The organism is Calothrix sp. CBUCES-K 9914 (assembly GCF_059640475.1).
In genome coordinates, this window is the sequence record NZ_JBXXZH010000112.1 from 1 (window position 1) to 18,620 (window position 18,620).

Here is an 18,620-nt window from a genome sequence, read left to right on the forward strand (position 1 = left end):
GAACTGCGAATTGCGAATTGGAGGTGACGTAGTAGGTTTTAGCTTAACTTGACGCTAATGGCAAGGATGCCCATTCCACAATACCCACTAGAAAATGAATATTATTTTTAGTTCCCAGGTGTTATCTTGACGCGCGATTTCGATTTCTCTAATAAATTCGCGGAGGTAAAATCTTCGTTCTGACTCAGATAGGTCTAGCCAAAATTGGGGTATTGATACTGCTTGCGCTACTGAACGGAGGTTGACGGGGGGAAGTGTTGCTAGTTTTGCTTGTAGCTCTGAAATCTCTATGCGGAGTTTGTATGTTCTCAGTTTGGCTGTTTCTTCGTCTAGAACGCCTGTTTCAATTAGTTCGGGAATTTGTTCTAAGATTTGTGATGCGCGCGCTATTTGTTGTCCTAAGTGACTTTTTATTGCATCGAGTTGGGGAAAGTTTACTCCCTCAATAGCTTTTGGTAAGTCTTGACATACAACCAAAATCGTTTTCCCTAATACTTCTTCGTATGGAATTGACGAGCATTTGGGTTTTTTGGGACAGTTGATGGGACGTAGATATAGATATTCTTTTGTTTGTTTACGTATAGTAACGCGCGTAATTGTCATGTTGGATTTACATTCGCTGCAAGTTACTAAACCTGCTAAAGAACGAGGTGCTGAAGCGGAACGTGTGCTTAAACGACTGTTGCGACGCAGCAATCTATCTATTTGTGCTGCTTCTTCTTTGTTTATAATTGGTACATGTGTCCCAGAGATAATATCACCGTTTTGGTATGCTGTGTTGCCCCGATATACCTGGTTTGTTAACCACCGCTTTCCTGTGGTGACAGAAATTTTTTTGTTGTACTTTTTGGCTATGTACCTTACTGCATTTCGCAATGAACCATAAAGCAGGAAGTTATCGAAAAAGTCTTTGACGACGAGTGCTGTTGTTCGGTCAACTATGTATTTAGCTTTACCTCTGCGATATCCGTAAGGAACTTTACCAGGAGGAGGCGCCGCATCAAGACGCTTGCGGGCATGACCTTGACGAATTCGACGACTGCGTAGAGTATATTGAATTTGCTGTATTAAATTTATTAGTTCTATGTGTTGATTAAGTGTATTGTCGGAAGAATTATAAGTTTGCTCAACTGCAACCAAGGTAATTCCTAGAGCTTTTAATTTGGCTATACAGACACTAACCTGCTCTAAATTATCTCCTAATTCTTGCAACGAACGAATCAGAAGATATTGCGGTGGGTTATCTTGACAGTCAGCGAGTAATTTTTGCAGTTCAGAACGTTTTCCTAAGTCCTCGTAAACTCGGTCAACTTCCCATCCCCAACTATTTGGTTCGGGAGCAACGTCTAAAAGCGGGTCGGTATAGGAATATGCAAAAACAGCCATAGTCTACCTGTATTAATGACTATTTTATCTTTGACCTAACTCGATGATATTCCCATCCGGGTCAGCCGTAAAAATTGCTGGGCGCCCGGACGCACTTGGTTGAATTGGGAAGTTATAATTTAATAGCTGCTGTTTAGCGGCATCTAAGTCGGAAACTGAAAAAGCTATGTGGGGGTTGCGTCCCCATTTTTCGTGTTTTGGCTGATTTACGACGAATGGCGCCACAATTAGATGAAGTTGGTAGTCTCCAATTTGATACCACGTACCTGGAAACTTCATTACTCGGTCTATTTTTACTAGTCCTAATACTTCACCGTAGAAATGCTCTGCTTTTTCTAAGTCAGTGACGAGAATTGCTGTATGTAAAGCTGTTAGTTGCATGATTTCTGAAGGTTATGTGTCAACAAAGATGTTGTTCATGCTTTATTTATGCCATTAGACAGACAACATTTGTAAATCCATTCGTTAACTTTTGTAAATACGATGAATTTCATAGAAACTATGACACTTAACCTTGGATTTTTTAGAAAAACATTTTTAGGTGCAGTAGTATTAGGTAGTGCTGTAGCGTTATCCGCTTGTGGACAACCAACAGCAGATAATACGACTACTCCTTCTGTTGCGGAAACACCTAGTTCTAATACTTCACCGGTTTCTGATGTTCCGACTGTCACCGCTACACCAACTGTGACAGAAACTGTAACTGCCTCACCTACTCCAACTACAGGTGCCTCGACAGGAAGTGAAAATTTAGGACAGTTAGCACAAGCAGCAGCAAGTCAAGGGCAGTTCACAATTTTAACGAAGGCAGTTAAAGCAGCTGGTTTAGAGCAAAATTTGAGTGGGACTGGACCTTACACAGTGTTTGCGCCTACAGATGCAGCTTTCAATGCTTTACCAACAGGTACTGTGGACAATTTATTGAAGCCAGCAAATAAGCAAAAATTAGTTAAGCTTCTTGGTTATCACGTTGTACCCGGACGAGTTACTTCAAGTCAACTTAAAACCGGAAATGTGAAAACTGTAGAAGGTCAATCTGTTAAGGTATCTGTTAATGCAGGCGCCAATGCAGTTACTGTTAATGGCGCCAAAGTTGTGCAAGCTGATATTCCTGCAAGTAATGGTATTGTTCATGTGGTTGATAAGGTGATTTTGCCACCTGGCTTTAAGTAACACTGGCAACGGATAAAACGGATGTAACGGATGAACGGATGTCCCCGTAGGATAGGCGTCTCGCCTGTCCGTTCATTACGTTACTTTTAAACTTTTTCTTGAATGTTAGGAGAGTCTATATTGAGTAATTATACGTATAATGGAGGCTGAAAGCTTGTAATTAATATATCCATTCACTATGCCCAATAAAAAAATTGAAACACTAACGCCAGAACAAAAAGCATTAATACCAGTATATATAGAAAAATGGCGCCAAATTGCACTATCAACTCATCGACTAGACCAACAAAAAGCAATAGAAGCAGTGAAAGCAGCCTACACCTCTAACGCATTTAGAGAACCTGATATTATTGTAGTGAATAGCCCTTACGAAGGATTATTAGAACTTTCGGGTACAGCAACACGGCCTGTAGGAAGTAAGCTTAACCAGAAAGTACAACATCATAATAAATGGATAGTCTCAATTCCCCAAGAATTTGATTCAAATTTGGATGCGTATTTAAAAAAAGAGCTTTATCAACCATTAAGCTACCTGAGTCAATTATTTAGCCCACTTAACCGCAAACTAGAAACAGAATTATTATATACATCAAAAGTAGAAATTAGCCGTTTCTATAATAATATTTCTCCAGATTCTTTAGCTGGCAGCTATTGTTATTTTGACTTCTGCATCTCTGTTTTAAATTGTTCACATAATGTAACACAGTGGGAAACTTCTCTAGCTCTACTAACTCTAGGTGGAACAATTTTTCCCTTTGAAAGAGTTTGCATTATTTGCGAACCACCTACAAAAATTTGTATAAACGAGCAAAACTTTCTTCATGCGGTAGGAGAACCTGCACTTGTTTTTGCTGATGAGTTTAATGTATATGCTTATTATGGCGCCTTAATGCCAGAAAAATATAACTCAGTTACACCACAAGAATGGCAACCTCAATGGTATTTAGAAGAATCTGATTTTCGTTTGCGCCAAGCTATAATAGAACAACTTCCTTCTGAACAATTATCTGTAAGCTGGTTGTTAGAAGAAAACCATGCTTATTTAAGACAGTTGCTACTTCAATATATTGGCTTTAACCGAATATATCAGAACTTTCAAACAATTGATAATCTTAATTTATTAGCTCAAGTATTACAACAAACTGAAAGTTCTGATTTTTGGGTTGCTTATACTATATTACATAACCAGCAAGAAGCTCGAATTAATGCGTTAATAAATTATTGTAATACAGTATCTACATACCACAATCTTTATGAAATTAGAAAAGCACTGCTAATAGATTCAAGCGAGAGGATTTTTTATTGGCTACAATACAACGCTCCCTCGTATACTGAAGGATTTTTACCAGGCTTATCTTACGAAGAAATCGAGTCCAAACTCAGTAATTTACCATTTAAAGTGCCAAAAGAGGTATATGACTTGTATCACTGGCGTAACGGAACAAATTCAGAAGCTAGTATTTTTGTTTACCATTACTTCTGGCATTTGGATATGGCTCTGGAAATATCAGAGGGGTTGAATCATGGTTATTGGCTGGAAGCGCGTTCTAATGGAGGTGAACCACTTTATTTGTTTCCGATTTTTGAGTTTGAAGGTGAGTATTTTGCTGTACCAGGAACGACTAACCAAGTAGATACTGCACCTGTATTTCATATTGGCTGTGATAGTGGTGATGTTAACCTTGCTTTTAATAGCCTAACAACTATGATGCTGACAATTGCAGAGAGTTATGAAGCTGGTGTTTACCGACTAGCATCTGAAGAAAGACTGACATGGGAAGATATGATGGAGCAGTTTGGCTGCTTACGCTTAAACTATAATCCAGGCGCCTCTAATAGGTTATATGCAGATGGCGGTTAGCAATACATTGCTAACGGTTTAAAGAATGGCAACATCGTATTGCCTAAACATAGAATCAGCAGTTACAAGCGTCATATCCTCAATTATCGCCTGTGCAATCAACATTCTGTCAAAGGGGTCTCGATGATGCAAAGGCAATGAAGAAGCTTTCACAGCATGACTTGCTCTAATGTCAAGCAATTGAACTCCGAGTTCTGCCATCCGACTGGAAATATAAGTGTCAAGGGGTTCCGGTAGTGGCAGTTTTCCAATAGAAACTTTTATGCCTATTTCCCAAATGCTAGCAACGGAAAACCATAATTCATTCGCTTCATCGGCAATTTGGGTTATTGTGTCCTCATTCAAACGCTCTGGTTCGGTAAACCACCATAACCAACATTGTGTATCCAGCAATAGTTTCACTTAAGCGTCACCTTCAAACGCTGCTAATATATCTTCGGGTAAGGGAGCGTTAAAATCTTCGGGTACTACAAAACGCCCTTTGTCTAACCCTAAACTACTCAGTCGATTTGATGAGGAGCGAAACGGCACCAATTTAGCAACCGGAATACCTCGATTTGAAATAATTATTTCTTCTCCAAGTTCAACGCGCGATAAAAGTCGCGAGAGATTGGTCTTTGCTTGATGAATATTTACTGTTTCCACAATTCTACGGTTTAGTAAACTAAGTCTATAAACTAAGTTTACTATTCTTGTTCTATTAGTGCAAGTCTATCTATGTTAAGGCTAACATCCGTTACATCCGTTTATAATCTGTTGCTAATATGGCGCCTGTTTTAAAGCAATTTCCTCTGTGAACTCTGTGTCTCTGTGGTAAAAGACTTGCACTCGTGTAAAATATAACTAAGTACCTAGGCAGAAATAATTACACTTTGGTTTCTAGGCTGGATAAGGGTTTCAAGTCTAATTTTATGTAATTAATTTTGTCCGACTACTTATAAGGTTTTTATTGTCCGCGTCCTGGTTTACAATCAGCAAAACCTAATGCTTCTGTATCAAGGAAGCTAGCAATTGCCATTTCAATGATTGCTTCAATTGGATAATTTATTTCAGTAGCGCGCGCAACTAAGGCAGCTTGAATTCGTTCAGGCAAACGTTCCACTCCGGACTTCGGCTGACTCTTTATTAAGTTGCTCTTTTGGTGTGAAAAGCATCGCTTTACTATGTACTTGGGATTTGGACGTTATAAGGAGGTTCGGTTGCTCTTAGAGGCTGTTTGAAAAGTAATATTTAACACATAATCCTGAGTTTAATCCCCCCTAGCCCCCCTTAATAAGGGGGGAAAAGAGCGTTTCTAGCCCCCCTTGTTAAGGGGGGTTGGGGGGATTTTATAAAGCTACAGTATAATTTTAGACTTTTCAAACATCCTCTTAGAATGCATTTTAGCAGTGCTAGTTATATGGTGTCTTTATAGCATAACCATAATAAAACCAACGTAGAGACTAAACATGTTTAGTCTCTACTATATTGTAGGCAATCAACCGGACATGATATTAATTGCACAGAGATTATATTCCCATATCCTGTTTGTAATTGTGAATAGGCGCCGAAAAATGTTTAATTATTGTATGCACAGGCGCCGAATGCCTGTGCCACAAGAGATTAGAAGTTGAGACCTACACCTACTTGTATGCCTACGTCGGTGCTGTCTAGGAATGCTGCATTTACGGCGCCGTTGAGTGTGAACCTAGATGCGATGGGAATGTCTACACCACCAGTTAGTAAGAGTCCAATGTCGGTATCGTTATTGGTTTCAATGGCGACACCTGCACCAATATAAGGAGATATTGCGAATACTCGATCTCCTGTGGGGTTTGCTGAACGCGGAGCTAGGTCAAATGTTATTGGAACTAATACAACTGTGTTATCACCAAATACGGCGCCGGGACGCACAGAGAAGTTATCTGTTAAGCCTATTTTACTAATCACCGCAAAGTTACCGATACCAAGTACTCCACCTCCAGTTAAACCAATATTTCCTGCGGCGCCAATATAGCTTCTACCACCACGGGTTGCACGACCTGGCTCAACGCTAGCTTGTCCTTGTGAACCTAGGTTTAAGCTGACATCAGATGGTACTAAAACTCTGTTGATGGCATGGATAACACCGTTACTAGCGGCAATATCTGCCTTAGTTACCTGAGCGTTGTTGACTGTAACTCGATTTTCAGATGTATTAACTTTAACGTTTACTGGTTTACCTTCAGCAGTGTTGATGTCACCAGTTTTTAATTGACTCGCTGTTAACTGTCCAGGTACAACGTGATAAGTTAAAAGTCTGATTAAAGTTTCCCGGTTCTCTGGTTGCTGTAAGCGGTCTAGAGTTTCTTTTGGTAATCGTCCAAATGCTTCATCTGTAGGAGCAAATACTGTGAATGGTCCACCCTGTTGCAAGCTTTCTGCTAAACCTGCTGTTTTTAACAAAGAAGCTAAAACTGTAAATGAGTTACTTGCTGATGCTGTGGAAACAATGTCAGTACCTGGTTGAGTACCACCTGGATTTGTACCAGTTTGTGTACCACCAGTTTGAGTACTACCTACAATATAGTTAGCCGCAGGTAAGTTGCTTGCAATGGGTTGCAATCTTCCTTGTCTTACTAATGCTTGGTACACATGTGCTGCTGCATCCGCGCGCGTTAATGGTACTTCTGGATTAAAGACTTTGATTTCTGGGTAATTAACAACGACGCTTGCTTGTGTGGCTGCGGCAACTTGAGATACTGCATAGGTTGGAATAGCGTTTGCATCTGTAAAGTAGTTTGTAAGCGTTGCTGTGTCTCCACCAGTTAAGCCCAAACCACTAGCTAATGAAACGACTGCTTGTACTTTGGTAATTTGTTGATTTGGTCGGAAAGTATTATCGGGATAACCAGATAAAAATCCTGTTTCGTAAGCTGTTGTAATTGCCTGCACTGCCCAGTAATTGGAACGGATATCTCTAAAACCATTTGCTGGTAACTGTCTTACCCGGTTTTGATTGAAAGCTTTTTGAATAATTGCCGCAAATTCCGCGCGCGTTACAGGTTGGTCAGGTTTGTAAGTACCATCAGGGAAACCTGCAATTATGTTTCTTTCTGCAAGCGCTTGGATGAAAGGACGTGCCCAGTAACTTTGGCTAACATCTGGAAAGTTGGCCGTTCCCTGTGTTTGTGTTGGTGTTCCCTGTGTTTGTGTTGGTGTTTCTTGAGTTGGTGTTGGTGTTTCTTGAGTTGGTGTTTGAGATAGTTTTTGAGATGGGACTATCAAATCAGATGCTCTACCAGATACTCTTTGCTGGGCTTGGGCTGAGGTCGAAATCACTAATGGGCTAACTGCACCAACCGATACTCCCATTACCATTATAGAACTTGCTAATAACCGATACAAATGACTAAACATTCAGATTCACTCCTTTTGAAATGGCTAAATTAATACCTTGCGCTATTCTCGACTCGCTCAAATCCTAAATTCCTTTATAGTTTCCATGTACTCTAAAGATGAGGAGTGTAGGTGAGTTGATTTTTACTAGCTGTGTGTGAGATGGATGCGCGACAAGTGCAAAGTGTAAGTTGAGCGAAATAAAAAACTTTAATAAACAAACAGCAAAGTAGAAACAAGGAAGGGTAATGATAATAAATTACCATGATTTTTACCACGGCTTCTTTGATACTAGTTGCTTGTAAGGATTTTTTATTAATACGTTAATACATAAATATTAATTCATTTCTTTTTAAACCTGCTTTTGTGATGTTGTAGTAGATAACTGTCTATGAAATCGCTCAATAATGATTTAACGACTTGATAATAGAGTTATCTAAGCTTATATATATTTAATAGCTTTTATGACCATTTCATTACATCTATCTATGGCTAGGACACTCAAAATTTCTTTTTATCTATCTTTGGAGTGATTGTTGTATCTTTCATTTTTGTTGGGAACTTTGATTAATATGTTGTCGTCTACGGTTTATTTGAAATTGTATGGTTGGCAATGCCCACCTTACACAATTTGTATTTTGCCCGATATTGTTGAGGCATCCCAGTGTGTGCGTCCGTCAGCTAGCCAAAATTTTATGTCAACTTTGCTTTTACCTATTTCTAAACGACGTAATGTGATTTCTGGCAACCAATCTGGTAAACATGGGTTAATGTGAAGTTTGTTATTTGGTGCGTCAGCTGTTAGACCAAGTATCGCTTGTAATAGTTGGAATACTGAACCTGCTGCCCATGCTTGGGGTACGTTTGCTTCGATGTAAGGTACTGGAAAGGCGCCACTGTTTGCTTCTATTCCTGCGTATACTTCTGGAATACGGTAAGATGCAAAATAACTGGCAGCTTCAAATATACTTCGCGCGACACGAGCGGCTTCTTCGGTAAAACCATATTTTTTGAAGCCTAGAGCAATAATACCATTGTCATGTGGCCAAATTGATCCAAGATGGTAGGAAAATGGATTGAATGCAGGATTTTCTGCTGATAATGTTCTAATTCCCCAACCTGTAAACATATCTGGCGCCATAAGTCTTTCAACTACACGACTCGCGCGCTCTTTACTTACAATACCACTCCATAAACAGTGACCTGGATTTGAAGCTATTGTTTTAACTGGTTTTTTATCTTTGTCAAGCGTGAACGCATAATAACCTATGTCATCACACCAAAAGTGTTCTTCAAACTGTTTTTGGAGTTGGGATGCTTTGCTAAGTAAGGATTTGGCAAACGAACGTTCATCTAAAGCGTCGAATACTTCAGCCATGCGTATCCATGCATCATATACATAACCTTGGAGTTCGCACAAGGCTTTAGGCGCCGAAACTTTGCTACCATCAGGATACACAATTGCATCTCCTGAATCTTTCCATCCTTGGTTCTCTATACCATGACTCGAACGAGTTTTATACTCTTGAAAACCATCTCCGTCTAAGTCACCATAATCATCAATCCATTCTAAACAACGTAATACTGTGTCGCGATACTCCCTAAGTAACGAATTATCTCCTAACCATTTCCATGTTTCATGCAGAACGATTAAATATAATACAGTTGCATCGGCTGTACCATAATACGGTGTATGAGGTATCTTTTGGAAATGCGCTAATTCACCTTGCCGTATTTCATGCAGTATTTTACCCGGTTCTGCATCATGCCAATCATCCCACGTCGTTGCTTGTAACTGTGATAGCTTTTTTAAGGCGCCGAGTGCAAAGCCAGGATGAATCGTTGTAGTCTGTAAACTAGCGATTAAACTGTCACGTCCAAAAACTGTTACAAACTTGGGAACACCAGCAGCAGGTAGCCAAATATCATCACCTAAATCATAATCATAAAGTCTCAACGCCGCTAAATCTCTTACAGATTGTGTGTATATTCGATAAACTTCTTCGTTTGCTGTCGTTAGTTCGGTAACAGACTCTAACCATGTCTGATTCAAGTGTTCTAATTTAGAGTTAACTTCCGCATTTACAGCAGAGTCATAACATATATTTAAAGGTTCGCGCGTTAACTCGTTCAAAACTAGAATAAAATTACCACAGGTGTGCCAACCTTCTCCCGGTTCTAATACGACTTTAAATGTAACCCGACCGTTGGCATAATGAGGTTGGGATGTGTAGTTAAGGGGTTGATAAATTAAGCTGCGATAAAAATCTTTGTTTTTGTAAGTCGTATGTAACTCATTACCCTGCCCATCCCATCTAGTTTCAATACATCCTCGACGTACAAACTTCCCTTGCTGCACCTCTAATATATCGGCAAAGTCTGAACGTAAAGCTATTTCTAAATTAAAGTTGACTCGCTTTGTACTATAGTTTGTTATGTCTATATCTTCGTGAATACCTCCTTCTACTGTTCTACCAACAGTTAGTGATAAGGCACCTTTTGGAATAATTCCATCTTCAGTTGTCAATTCGGGATTTGTAAGATATAGTTGCGCGGCGTAGTATCTTGGTGTTGTAGACCTTAAAAGAATCCAAGATGTACCATCTGCGTACAACCCATAGTAACTTAAAAAGCGAGTATCGTTAGTGAAAATACCCAAAAACTTTTCTGGATTAATCTGTCCATCTAAGTCAGTCACCATAAAAGTGCTGCCGTGGTTGATTGTTAAAGTTGGGGGACCAACGGTAACTCGCATGTTCATGTCTTTTTAATTTCTCTTATTTAGTATTAATCAATACTAGTATCATCTAAAATGGTTCCTTCTAAATTGGCGCCTTCCAAATTTGCACCATTGAGGTTTGCTTGATTTAAATCCGCACTTGTTAAATTAGCGCTACTTAAATCAGCTTGCCGCGCGTCAACTCCAGTTAAGTCAGCTTTATCGAGGTTTGCTGCACTCAAATTTGCTTCGGTTAAATCAGCACTTGTTAAATCAGCTTCTATCATTTTTGCTACTGTAAGTTCTGACTGTTTCAGGTTCGCGCTGTCTAATATTGCCCCTTCTAATATTGCTCCCTCTAATATTGCCCCTTCTAAATTGGCACCAGTTAAATCAGCATTCGTTAAGTTCGCTCCGTTTAAATCAGCGCTTATTAAACTCGCGCTGACTAAATTTGCTCCATTCAAATTGGCGCCGTCTAATGTAGCGTTGTCTAATATTACACCCGCAAGATTGGCGCCTTCGAGTTCTGCTTCACTCAAGTCTACAGCGGTAAAATCTCTCTTACCTGCGGCATATTGGTCTAAAAGTTCTGTGCCGAGCATAAGTATGTAAGTAAGGGTTACAGTGGCTCAATTAAGCCATAAAATTACCGAGAAATCTCCTACCCATAGATAGTTATTTTAGAGAAAAATTTGCTATTTGTAGCATAGGTGTCCCGCCTGTGCATTGCAGTCCATTATTTGACGAAAAACACGTAGAAAAGAATTGTAACCAGAGTTTGTACTTGACAAAAACTCACCTTTGCTTCGGTATTTACGTAAAAATGATTAATACATAATACATATCACTGATGGTTATTTTATTACAACTAAATTTATCAGGACTTACGATACTGTCACAACCATGAGTCGGTGCGTGACACCACAAATCACTGCGCTTCGTTTTAGAATTTTAGTGGTGTCACGCACCCTACGTTAATTCAATAAAATAGGGCTGTTCTAAATCACTAATAAAAATCTAAATGTAGAGACCAAATATATTCAGTCTCTATATGGTTTACTGTATAAATTAATACAATAATAATATATTATTGAAAGCTGAAGCGACTAAAATTTTTCCTACCCAGAGATAGTTGTTTATTGTTTCCAGATACTTCAAACCTGGATAGTCAAATTCCTGGTCAAAAAAATTTTCTGATTACATTGCTTAGTTAATTCAAATCGAACTCTATCTAAAGACTGATTTTGGGTATATAATGAACCGGGTTTACGAATCAGGGAGTATTTAAAAAAAGCTATCTACCTTCAATTAGAGACTAAATTTGCTCTATTTAAATTGGCACCGTCTAATGCAGTATTGTCTAATATTATACCAGCTAGATTGGCGCCTTCGAGTGAAGCGGAACTCAAGTCTATGGCGGTAAAATCTCTCTTACCTGCGGCATATTGGTCTAAAAGTTCGGTGTTGAGCATAAGTATGTCAGCTTGTAGTCGGTGCGTGACGCTACTAGTATTGCGCTTCGTTGTAAAATGTTTGTAGCGTCACACACCCTACTGATTTTGGATGTATGATAGACGGGTTTATTCATAATTGGTTAGACGATTATTATCAAGTACCTTCAATTAGAAAGATTTAAGATTTCTTTAGATTTGTTACTATAGTTGCATTAATACTTGTTTATTAAAACCAATCGGTACTGATTTAAATGCAACAGTACAGATGCGGATATACTCTCAAATGTTATAAAAACATTACATAGGTAGCAATGATACAGAATCAAAAGACGGTTCTGATTGTTTCGCACAATTACGAAGACCGACAAATTTATCGCCGCTACCTGCTGCAAGATAAACAATATACATTTACAATTTTGCAGGCAGAGTCAGCACGTATTGCGTTGAAGTTATGCAAGCAAGCAAAACCCAACGTTATTTTACTCGATTTTGTTTTGCCCGATATGAACGCGCGGACATTTATCGACCAATTACAGGCAGAATTTGACGCATTGAGTACTAATATACCTATCGCAATTTTAATATCTCAGGAGGAAGCGGCGCATGTAGATGAAGAAAGTTATGATTATTTGATAAAAGAAAAAATCGATGGTATTTATTTACGATTTGCGGTTCACAAAGTAATTGAGCAGAACCGTTTGGAGTCAGAATTAAGACTCGCACAACAGTTTATAAAAGTAGCTTTGACTCAAAGCGAGAAACGATTCCGTTTATTTGCGGATAATCTTGAGGTGGTTATTTGGATTGCGAGTCCAGATTCAAGTCAACATTTCTATGCAAATAAGGCTTATGAAAAAATCTGGCAGCGTTCTTGTGAAAGTCTTTACAGTCAACCACTTTCTTGGGTTGATGCAGTACATCCAGAAGATTATGAGCGTGTTGTTGCCAAGCTGGAGCAACAAAAAAATGGACAGTTTACCAATATAGAGTTTAAGATTATTCGTCCCGATGGTCAAGAGCGTTGGATATGGGACAGAGGTTTTCCAATTCGGGATGAAAGAGGAGTGCTGAATTATTATGTTGGTATTACAGAAGACATTACTGAGCAAAAACTTGCACACGAACAAATTCGGCATTTGACGGAAACTTTAGAGCAGCAAGTTTTGCAGCGTACATCTCAGTTACAGACAGCTAACAATGAATTAGAGTCATTTGCTTATACAGTTTCTCATGATTTACGGGCACCGTTACGCGCGATGCAGGGTTTTGCGGAAGCATTAGCAGAAGATTATGGTAAGCTACTTGACGAAGTAGGTAACTCATATATCAATCGTATTCTTAATTCTGCCCAGCGTTTAGAAAATCTGATTCAAGATTTATTATCGTACAGTCGCCTTAGCCGTACTGATTTATACTTACAGCCTGTTAATTTAGATAACATATTGTTTGAAGTAATGACTCATTTGGATGTAGACCTCAAAGTAAACCAGTCTCAAGTTACAATTCAGGCGCCTTTACCTACAGTTCTAGCACACCGCAATACTTTAGCGCAGGTAATTGCCAATTTACTAACTAATGCGATTAAATTTGTAAAGGTTGGTGAACAACCACAGGTACTGATATGGGCAGAAAGTAAAAATTCTGGATGGATAAGGTTATGGGTGAGGGATAATGGCATTGGTATCAAAGCTGAACACTATGGACGTATCTTTAACGTTTTTGAACGTTTACACGGAATTGAGCGGTATCCAGGTACTGGTATTGGGTTGGCTATTGTTCGTAAAGGTGTTGAAAGAATGGGGGGTCGTGTTGGTGTTGAGTCAGTTTTGGGACAAGGCAGTAGTTTTTGGATTGAATTAAGAGATGCTGGCAGGTAAGTATGACTACGCTATACACCATTTTACTCGTGGAAGATGACCCAAACGAAGTTTATTTGACCCAGTGCGCGTTTCAAAAGGCAGACCTAAATGTTTCGATAAATGTCTCGCTGCAAGTTATTGATGACGGAGATAGTGCAATTGCATACCTTAGTGGTGCTGGTAAATACGCAGACCGTCAACGCTTCCCTATACCCAAATTAATTTTACTAGACTTGAAATTACCCTGCCGTTCCGGACATGAAATCCTTGCTTGGATTCGACGACAACCTCATCTTAAACTTTTACCTGTGGTCTTTTTCACCGCTTCGCGCGAACCTGCTGATGTCAACTTAGCTTATGAACTAGGCGCCAATTCTTACTTAGTTAAACCAAGTAGTATTAAAGCATTAAGAAGAATGGTAGAAACTTTAAGCTTATACTGGTTTGTAGACAATGAACCTCCAGAAGTAGGGTGCGTGACGCTATAACAATTCCGAAACGAAGCTAGCATCTAATAGCGTCACGCACCTGACTCACGAGTTATGAGTGCGCTTGTAGTAAGATAATGTTTGCTGCATCTGTACCAATAGTCTTCAGTTCATAATCCAAAATCTCTAAATGCCCCATATTCTTATAATTGATGATAACCCAGATGACCGCTTGCTTGTACGTCGAGAATTAGAGCGAGAATTTTCTTCTAAACTACAAATTACTGAAATTGCCGACGAATTACAGCTAGAACATGCTTTGACAATAAATCATTTTGACTTGGTTGTCACTGATTACCAACTTTGTTGGAGTAATGGTTTGCGCGTACTCCTGACTCTGAAGTCACATTATCCTAGTTGTCCAGTAATTATGTTTACTAGCACTGGAAACGAAGAAGTAGCTGTGGAAGCAATGAAAAATGGGCTGGATGATTATATTATTAAGTCTCAGAAGCACTATTTGCGTTTAGCGCTTGCTGTTCGCTCTACTTTAGCGCGCGCTAAAGCAGAACATCAAGTGTCACGTCTTGAAAATCGTTTACAGTCACTCCTGAATAAATTAAACGTTGGTGTGTTTCGTTGTACTAGCGAAGGTCGTTTATTGGAAGGTAATAATGCTTTTTTACGTCTTTTGAATTTGGAGACGATATCGAGTGCTGAAATGCTTGACTTGCGTACTCTTTTTTGGCAGGATGAAAATCCTACTGTACAATATCAATTTTATGAAATTCCTCTACATCAAAATGATACAGTTAGATGGGTGAAGCTTTCTCAAACTTTGATTACTACAGAAGACGAACCGTTGATCGAGGGACTAATTGAGGATATCACTGAACGTAAAGAAGCTGAAACCGCTTTACAAAAACTCAATGAACAGTTAGAACTACGAGTTATTGAGCGAACTGCTGATTTACAAGGTGTTATCGAACAGTTGAAAATGTTCGCTGATTCAGTATCTCACGATTTACGGGCGCCGTTGCGAAGCATTCAAGGTTTTGCTGAAGCTTTATTAGAAGACTATATTTCTTCTTTAGACGCGAAAGCACAAAATTATCTGACTCGTATCGTCACTGCTGCTGAACTTACCAATACTTTAATTCAAAATCTTTTGGACTATAGTAAACTAAGTCGTACACAACTGCAATTAGATGCTATCGACATTCATAATATAGTAACTCAAGTTTTAGCGCAAATGGAAGAAGAATTGCAACAACAGCAAGCAGAAGTAATAATAATTGGTTCTTTGCCTACAGCTTTAGGTCATTATACAACATGTGTACAAATTTTTACCAATCTTTTATCTAACGCGATTAAATTTGTTGCTCCTGATGTTACCCCAAAAGTGACAATTCACGCAGAAAATGAGCAAAATTCTTTCATCCTCTGGGTGGAAGACAACGGTATTGGAATCAAGTCAGAATACTATGAAAAAATCTTTGGTGTGTTTGAACGTCTACATGGGATTGAAGCTTACCCAGGAACGGGTATAGGTTTAGCTATGGTTCGTAAAGGAGTGGAAAGAATGGGAGGTGCTGTTGGTGTTGACTCAAAGTTAGGTCAGGGTAGCAGGTTTTGGATACAACTGCCTTCTGTTTAGTTACATATAAATATATAATAGGATTTAATTAATCCAAAATCTAAAATAAAAAAATGCTATCACGTATTATTCTTATAGATGATAATCCTAATGATCGTTACCTTGCCGCGCGGGAATTAAAACAAAAATTTTCTCATCAAAATTTAGTTATAGAGGAAGTAACAAACGAAAACGAATTTGAAGAAGTGTTAAATGCAGGAAATTTCGATTTGGCTGTAACTGATAATCTGCTATGTTGGACTGATGGTTTAACAATAGTTAGAGAAATCAAAAATAAATATCCTAATTGTCCTGTAATTATGTTTACAGACAGCGGTAGCGAAGAAGTTGCAGTCGAAGCAATGAAAGCAGGTTTGGATGATTATGTTTTGAAAAGACAGCATTATCGTCGTCTTGTAATTGCGATTGAAAAATGTTTAGAAAAAAAGAGAATACAAGAAAGTTATGCAGAAACTCAAAAATTACTCTACGAACACCAAGAAAGATTTAGAATAGCACAAGACGCTGCTAATTTAGGCATTTGGGATTGGAATTTAATTACTAATACTATCATTTGGAATCAAAATCACGAACGGTTGTTTGGATTGGATAGAGGGAGTTATGATGGAACTTATGAACAGTTTATTGCTTGTGTTCATCCATCGGATAGAACTTTAATTAGTCAAGCTTTAGAGTTTGCTTTAGAAAATAATACTGATTTTAATCAAGAATTTCGTGTTGTATGGCCAGATAATACTATTCATTGGATAGCTAGTAAAGGACACTTTTTTTACGATGACTCAAATCAAGCTATAAGAGCTAGTGGTATCGTATTGGATATATCTGACCGAAAAGAACGTGAAGTTGCACAACAAAGATATACTGAAGAGTTAGTACAAGCATATCGTATTCAAGATGAGTTTTTAGCGATAGCTTCCCATGAACTGCGTACACCGTTAAATTCAATATTGGGATGGACAAATTTACTGCGTAAATATTCTTTTGATGAACAAACTCGCAACCAACGTTTAGAAGTTATTGAACGTAACTTAAAGCGACAGCAAAGTGTAGTTGAGCAAATTTTAGATATTTCGCGTCTCAAATCTGGACAAATGCAACTTGACCGTACAGTTGTTGATATAAAATCTGTGGTAGAAGATGCTATCGAAAGCGCGCGTTTAGCGGTTGACGCGAAGTCGATTAGTTTAGAGTATATATCTAATCATTCGAGTATAGAGGTTTTAGGTGATAAATGCAGGTTGCGCCAAGTAATTTGGAATTTACTTTCCAATGCAATTAAATTTACTCCTGCTTATGGAAGTATTGAAGTCTGTCTGGATGTGAGTAAAAGTGGGGAAATGGATATTCTCCAAATTACTGTTAGTGACACTGGACAGGGTATTAACCCTGAATTTCTTCCTTACGTGTTTGAACAATTTCGTCAAGAAGATGCTTCTCGAACGCGCGCGCATCAAGGAGCAGGGTTAGGGTTGACGATAGTTAGACAGCTAGTTCAAATGCACGGTGGTAGTATTCAAGCTAGTAGTACTGGTACAAACCAGGGAGCTAGCTTTACTGTTCAGCTGCCATTATTAAATAGAGAAGTAAATACAGAAGATGCGAGAATCGAGAAACAAGCAGTAAGTATAAATAGTGCTAATGTTTCATTAAAAGGGTTAAACGTGCTGGTAGTTGATGATGAGCTTGATAGTTTAGAGTTGTTAGTAATGCTGTTGGAAAATGAAGGCGCCATAGTGACTGCGGTTAGTTCCGCTACACAAGCTTTAGAAATTTTACAAACTAAGAAACCCGATATTTTAATTAGCGATTTGGTAATGCCAGAAAAAGATGGTTATAAGTTGCTTGAAGAAGCTAAAACACTTGGTTTAGAGTGGAATGAACCTTTGAAGTCTTTGGCTATTACTGGTTATAAAAACAGTGAATCGAATCATAAAGCGTTAGAAGCGGGATTTCAAGCTAGTATATCAAAGCCTATTGAACCTAATGATTTAGTTAATGTGATTAGTCTCATTACTAATAATACTTTGGATGTTTAACTGTTTATATTCCTGTGGTGTATCAATATCGATGGCGCCTAGTTCAAAAGAAAATCTATGTACTAGTTTTTCATGTTTTTGAATAACTTGTTTGGCGCCGGAAGTTGTATTTAAATTTATTAGTTCTGGAAAAATCTGACGACTGAAAAGTGCAGGTACTCCTAAAGTTTGTTTGTATTCACTCGCTATAATTGGTTTTTGGGTAGTATAAAAAGCTTCTACCAGTTGATTGATAATATCTACAGAAATGAATGGTTGGTCACAAAGTAAAAGTATAACACCATCTATATTACTATCATGCTCAAGCGTTTTGATACCCGTTTGGATTGAACTTCCCATTCCTTGGCGCCAATCTTTATTTTCTACAATAGTAACAGGAAGTGTGTCGATTTCACTGCGAATTTGCGAGGCATTTGCTCCTAATACAATTATAACAGGTTTGCAAACGGAAGCTAGAGCAATTTCTGTTGTGTGACGTAAAAAACTACGTCCTTGAAAGTGTAGTAGCTGCTTTGGCGTATCCATACGAGTTGAGGCGCCTGCTGCTAATATTACTATACCAATTGGTTGTAAGCTGGCAACGGATACAACGGATGAGTTATTCATTAATATTGCTTTGATTATGCGATAATTATAACTCTGTTTACTTTGGTGTATCCAAAATCAAATCCACCGTAGTTCACGCAT

15 protein-coding genes and 1 pseudogene are annotated in these 18,620 nt (G+C 38.5%); 6 read left to right on the forward strand and 10 right to left on the reverse strand.

All coding sequences use genetic code 11. From position 1 onward, the window contains the following. Positions 1-87: 87 nt before the first annotated feature. On the reverse strand, positions 88-1,386 hold the full coding sequence (locus tag AC2JBO_RS23455) for a recombinase family protein (protein ID WP_496956046.1): 1,299 nt from the start codon (positions 1,384-1,386) through the stop codon (positions 88-90). 24 nt (positions 1,387-1,410) lie between these two features. After that, positions 1,411-1,767, reverse strand: a complete 357-nt coding sequence (locus tag AC2JBO_RS23460; RefSeq protein WP_496956047.1) for a VOC family protein — start codon at positions 1,765-1,767, stop codon at positions 1,411-1,413. Between the two features lie 120 nt (positions 1,768-1,887). On the opposite strand from AC2JBO_RS23460, the gene AC2JBO_RS23465 reads away from it, so the two are divergent. Further along, the gene (locus AC2JBO_RS23465) at positions 1,888-2,559 is read left to right on the forward strand and encodes a fasciclin domain-containing protein (protein ID WP_496956048.1); all 672 of its coding nucleotides are present in this window, start codon (positions 1,888-1,890) and stop codon (positions 2,557-2,559) included. Positions 2,560-2,737: 178 nt separating this feature from the next. Next, complete coding sequence (locus tag AC2JBO_RS23470; RefSeq protein WP_496956049.1) at positions 2,738-4,420, forward strand: DUF6745 domain-containing protein; 1,683 nt, start codon at positions 2,738-2,740, stop codon at positions 4,418-4,420. An 18-nt stretch (positions 4,421-4,438) separates the two neighbouring features. On the opposite strand, the gene AC2JBO_RS23475 is transcribed toward AC2JBO_RS23470, so the two are convergent. The 7 genes and pseudogenes from AC2JBO_RS23475 to AC2JBO_RS23505 all read right to left on the reverse strand — a co-directional run bounded on the left by AC2JBO_RS23475 (position 4,439) and on the right by AC2JBO_RS23505 (position 11,971). Further along, positions 4,439-4,822, reverse strand: a complete 384-nt coding sequence (locus AC2JBO_RS23475) for a type II toxin-antitoxin system VapC family toxin (protein WP_496956050.1) — start codon at positions 4,820-4,822, stop codon at positions 4,439-4,441. Continuing rightward, the gene (locus AC2JBO_RS23480) at positions 4,823-5,065 is read right to left on the reverse strand and encodes a type II toxin-antitoxin system Phd/YefM family antitoxin (RefSeq protein ID WP_019489515.1); all 243 of its coding nucleotides are present in this window, start codon (positions 5,063-5,065) and stop codon (positions 4,823-4,825) included. Positions 5,066-5,366: 301 nt separating this feature from the next. Continuing rightward, positions 5,367-5,574: pseudogene (locus tag AC2JBO_RS23485) on the reverse strand (hypothetical protein). 448 nt (positions 5,575-6,022) lie between these two features. Next, positions 6,023-7,798 (reverse strand): fasciclin domain-containing protein, encoded by a 1,776-nt coding sequence (locus AC2JBO_RS23490; protein ID WP_496956051.1) that lies wholly within the window; start codon positions 7,796-7,798, stop codon positions 6,023-6,025. Between the two features lie 601 nt (positions 7,799-8,399). Continuing rightward, positions 8,400-10,532: an amylo-alpha-1,6-glucosidase gene (locus AC2JBO_RS23495; protein ID WP_496956063.1), complete on the reverse strand. Its 2,133-nt coding sequence runs from the start codon at positions 10,530-10,532 to the stop codon at positions 8,400-8,402. 32 nt (positions 10,533-10,564) lie between these two features. Continuing rightward, the gene (locus AC2JBO_RS23500) at positions 10,565-11,101 is read right to left on the reverse strand and encodes a pentapeptide repeat-containing protein (RefSeq protein ID WP_496956052.1); all 537 of its coding nucleotides are present in this window, start codon (positions 11,099-11,101) and stop codon (positions 10,565-10,567) included. 702 nt (positions 11,102-11,803) lie between these two features. Continuing rightward, a complete protein-coding gene (locus tag AC2JBO_RS23505) occupies positions 11,804-11,971 on the reverse strand; it encodes a pentapeptide repeat-containing protein (protein WP_496956053.1) in 168 nt (55 codons plus the stop codon). Between the two features lie 293 nt (positions 11,972-12,264). Here AC2JBO_RS23505 and AC2JBO_RS23510 point away from each other — a divergent pair, with 293 nt between their 5' ends. The 4 genes from AC2JBO_RS23510 (at position 12,265) to AC2JBO_RS23525 (ending at position 17,933) form a co-directional block, all read left to right on the forward strand. Beyond that, positions 12,265-13,830 carry a sensor histidine kinase gene (locus AC2JBO_RS23510; RefSeq protein ID WP_496956054.1) on the forward strand — a complete coding sequence of 522 codons (1,566 nt, stop codon included), beginning with the start codon at positions 12,265-12,267 and terminating at the stop codon, positions 13,828-13,830. A gap of 2 nt (positions 13,831-13,832) precedes the next feature. Beyond that, positions 13,833-14,300 carry a response regulator gene (locus tag AC2JBO_RS23515; RefSeq protein WP_496956055.1) on the forward strand — a complete coding sequence of 156 codons (468 nt, stop codon included), beginning with the start codon at positions 13,833-13,835 and terminating at the stop codon, positions 14,298-14,300. Between the two features lie 130 nt (positions 14,301-14,430). Further along, positions 14,431-15,897: a sensor histidine kinase gene (locus AC2JBO_RS23520; protein ID WP_496956056.1), complete on the forward strand. Its 1,467-nt coding sequence runs from the start codon at positions 14,431-14,433 to the stop codon at positions 15,895-15,897. A gap of 53 nt (positions 15,898-15,950) precedes the next feature. Then, on the forward strand, positions 15,951-17,933 hold the full coding sequence (locus AC2JBO_RS23525; protein WP_496956057.1) for a hybrid sensor histidine kinase/response regulator: 1,983 nt from the start codon (positions 15,951-15,953) through the stop codon (positions 17,931-17,933). Here the strand turns inward: AC2JBO_RS23525 and AC2JBO_RS23530 are convergent. Next, positions 17,886-18,539: a nucleotidyltransferase family protein gene (locus AC2JBO_RS23530; protein ID WP_496956058.1), complete on the reverse strand. Its 654-nt coding sequence runs from the start codon at positions 18,537-18,539 to the stop codon at positions 17,886-17,888. The genes AC2JBO_RS23525 and AC2JBO_RS23530 overlap by 48 nt on opposite strands. Between the last annotated feature and the right edge of the window lie 81 nt (positions 18,540-18,620).

What these genes read in the sequence shown, in the direction of transcription:
- AC2JBO_RS23530 (WP_496956058.1), bottom strand. Translation starts at nt 18,539, where the DNA reads ATGAATAACTCATCCGTTGTATCCGTTGCCAGCTTACAACCAATTGGT.
- AC2JBO_RS23525 (WP_496956057.1), top strand. Translation starts at nt 15,951, where the DNA reads ATGCTATCACGTATTATTCTTATAGATGATAATCCTAATGATCGTTAC.
- AC2JBO_RS23490 (WP_496956051.1), bottom strand. Translation starts at nt 7,798, where the DNA reads ATGTTTAGTCATTTGTATCGGTTATTAGCAAGTTCTATAATGGTAATG.
- AC2JBO_RS23470 (WP_496956049.1), top strand. Translation starts at nt 2,738, where the DNA reads ATGCCCAATAAAAAAATTGAAACACTAACGCCAGAACAAAAAGCATTA.
- AC2JBO_RS23465 (WP_496956048.1), top strand. Translation starts at nt 1,888, where the DNA reads ATGACACTTAACCTTGGATTTTTTAGAAAAACATTTTTAGGTGCAGTA.
- AC2JBO_RS23460 (WP_496956047.1), bottom strand. Translation starts at nt 1,767, where the DNA reads ATGCAACTAACAGCTTTACATACAGCAATTCTCGTCACTGACTTAGAA.
- AC2JBO_RS23520 (WP_496956056.1), top strand. Translation starts at nt 14,431, where the DNA reads ATGCCCCATATTCTTATAATTGATGATAACCCAGATGACCGCTTGCTT.
- AC2JBO_RS23495 (WP_496956063.1), bottom strand. Translation starts at nt 10,532, where the DNA reads ATGCGAGTTACCGTTGGTCCCCCAACTTTAACAATCAACCACGGCAGC.
- AC2JBO_RS23500 (WP_496956052.1), bottom strand. Translation starts at nt 11,101, where the DNA reads ATGCTCGGCACAGAACTTTTAGACCAATATGCCGCAGGTAAGAGAGAT.
- AC2JBO_RS23510 (WP_496956054.1), top strand. Translation starts at nt 12,265, where the DNA reads ATGATACAGAATCAAAAGACGGTTCTGATTGTTTCGCACAATTACGAA.
- AC2JBO_RS23455 (WP_496956046.1), bottom strand. Translation starts at nt 1,386, where the DNA reads ATGGCTGTTTTTGCATATTCCTATACCGACCCGCTTTTAGACGTTGCT.
- AC2JBO_RS23515 (WP_496956055.1), top strand. Translation starts at nt 13,833, where the DNA reads ATGACTACGCTATACACCATTTTACTCGTGGAAGATGACCCAAACGAA.
- AC2JBO_RS23505 (WP_496956053.1), bottom strand. Translation starts at nt 11,971, where the DNA reads ATGCTCAACACCGAACTTTTAGACCAATATGCCGCAGGTAAGAGAGAT.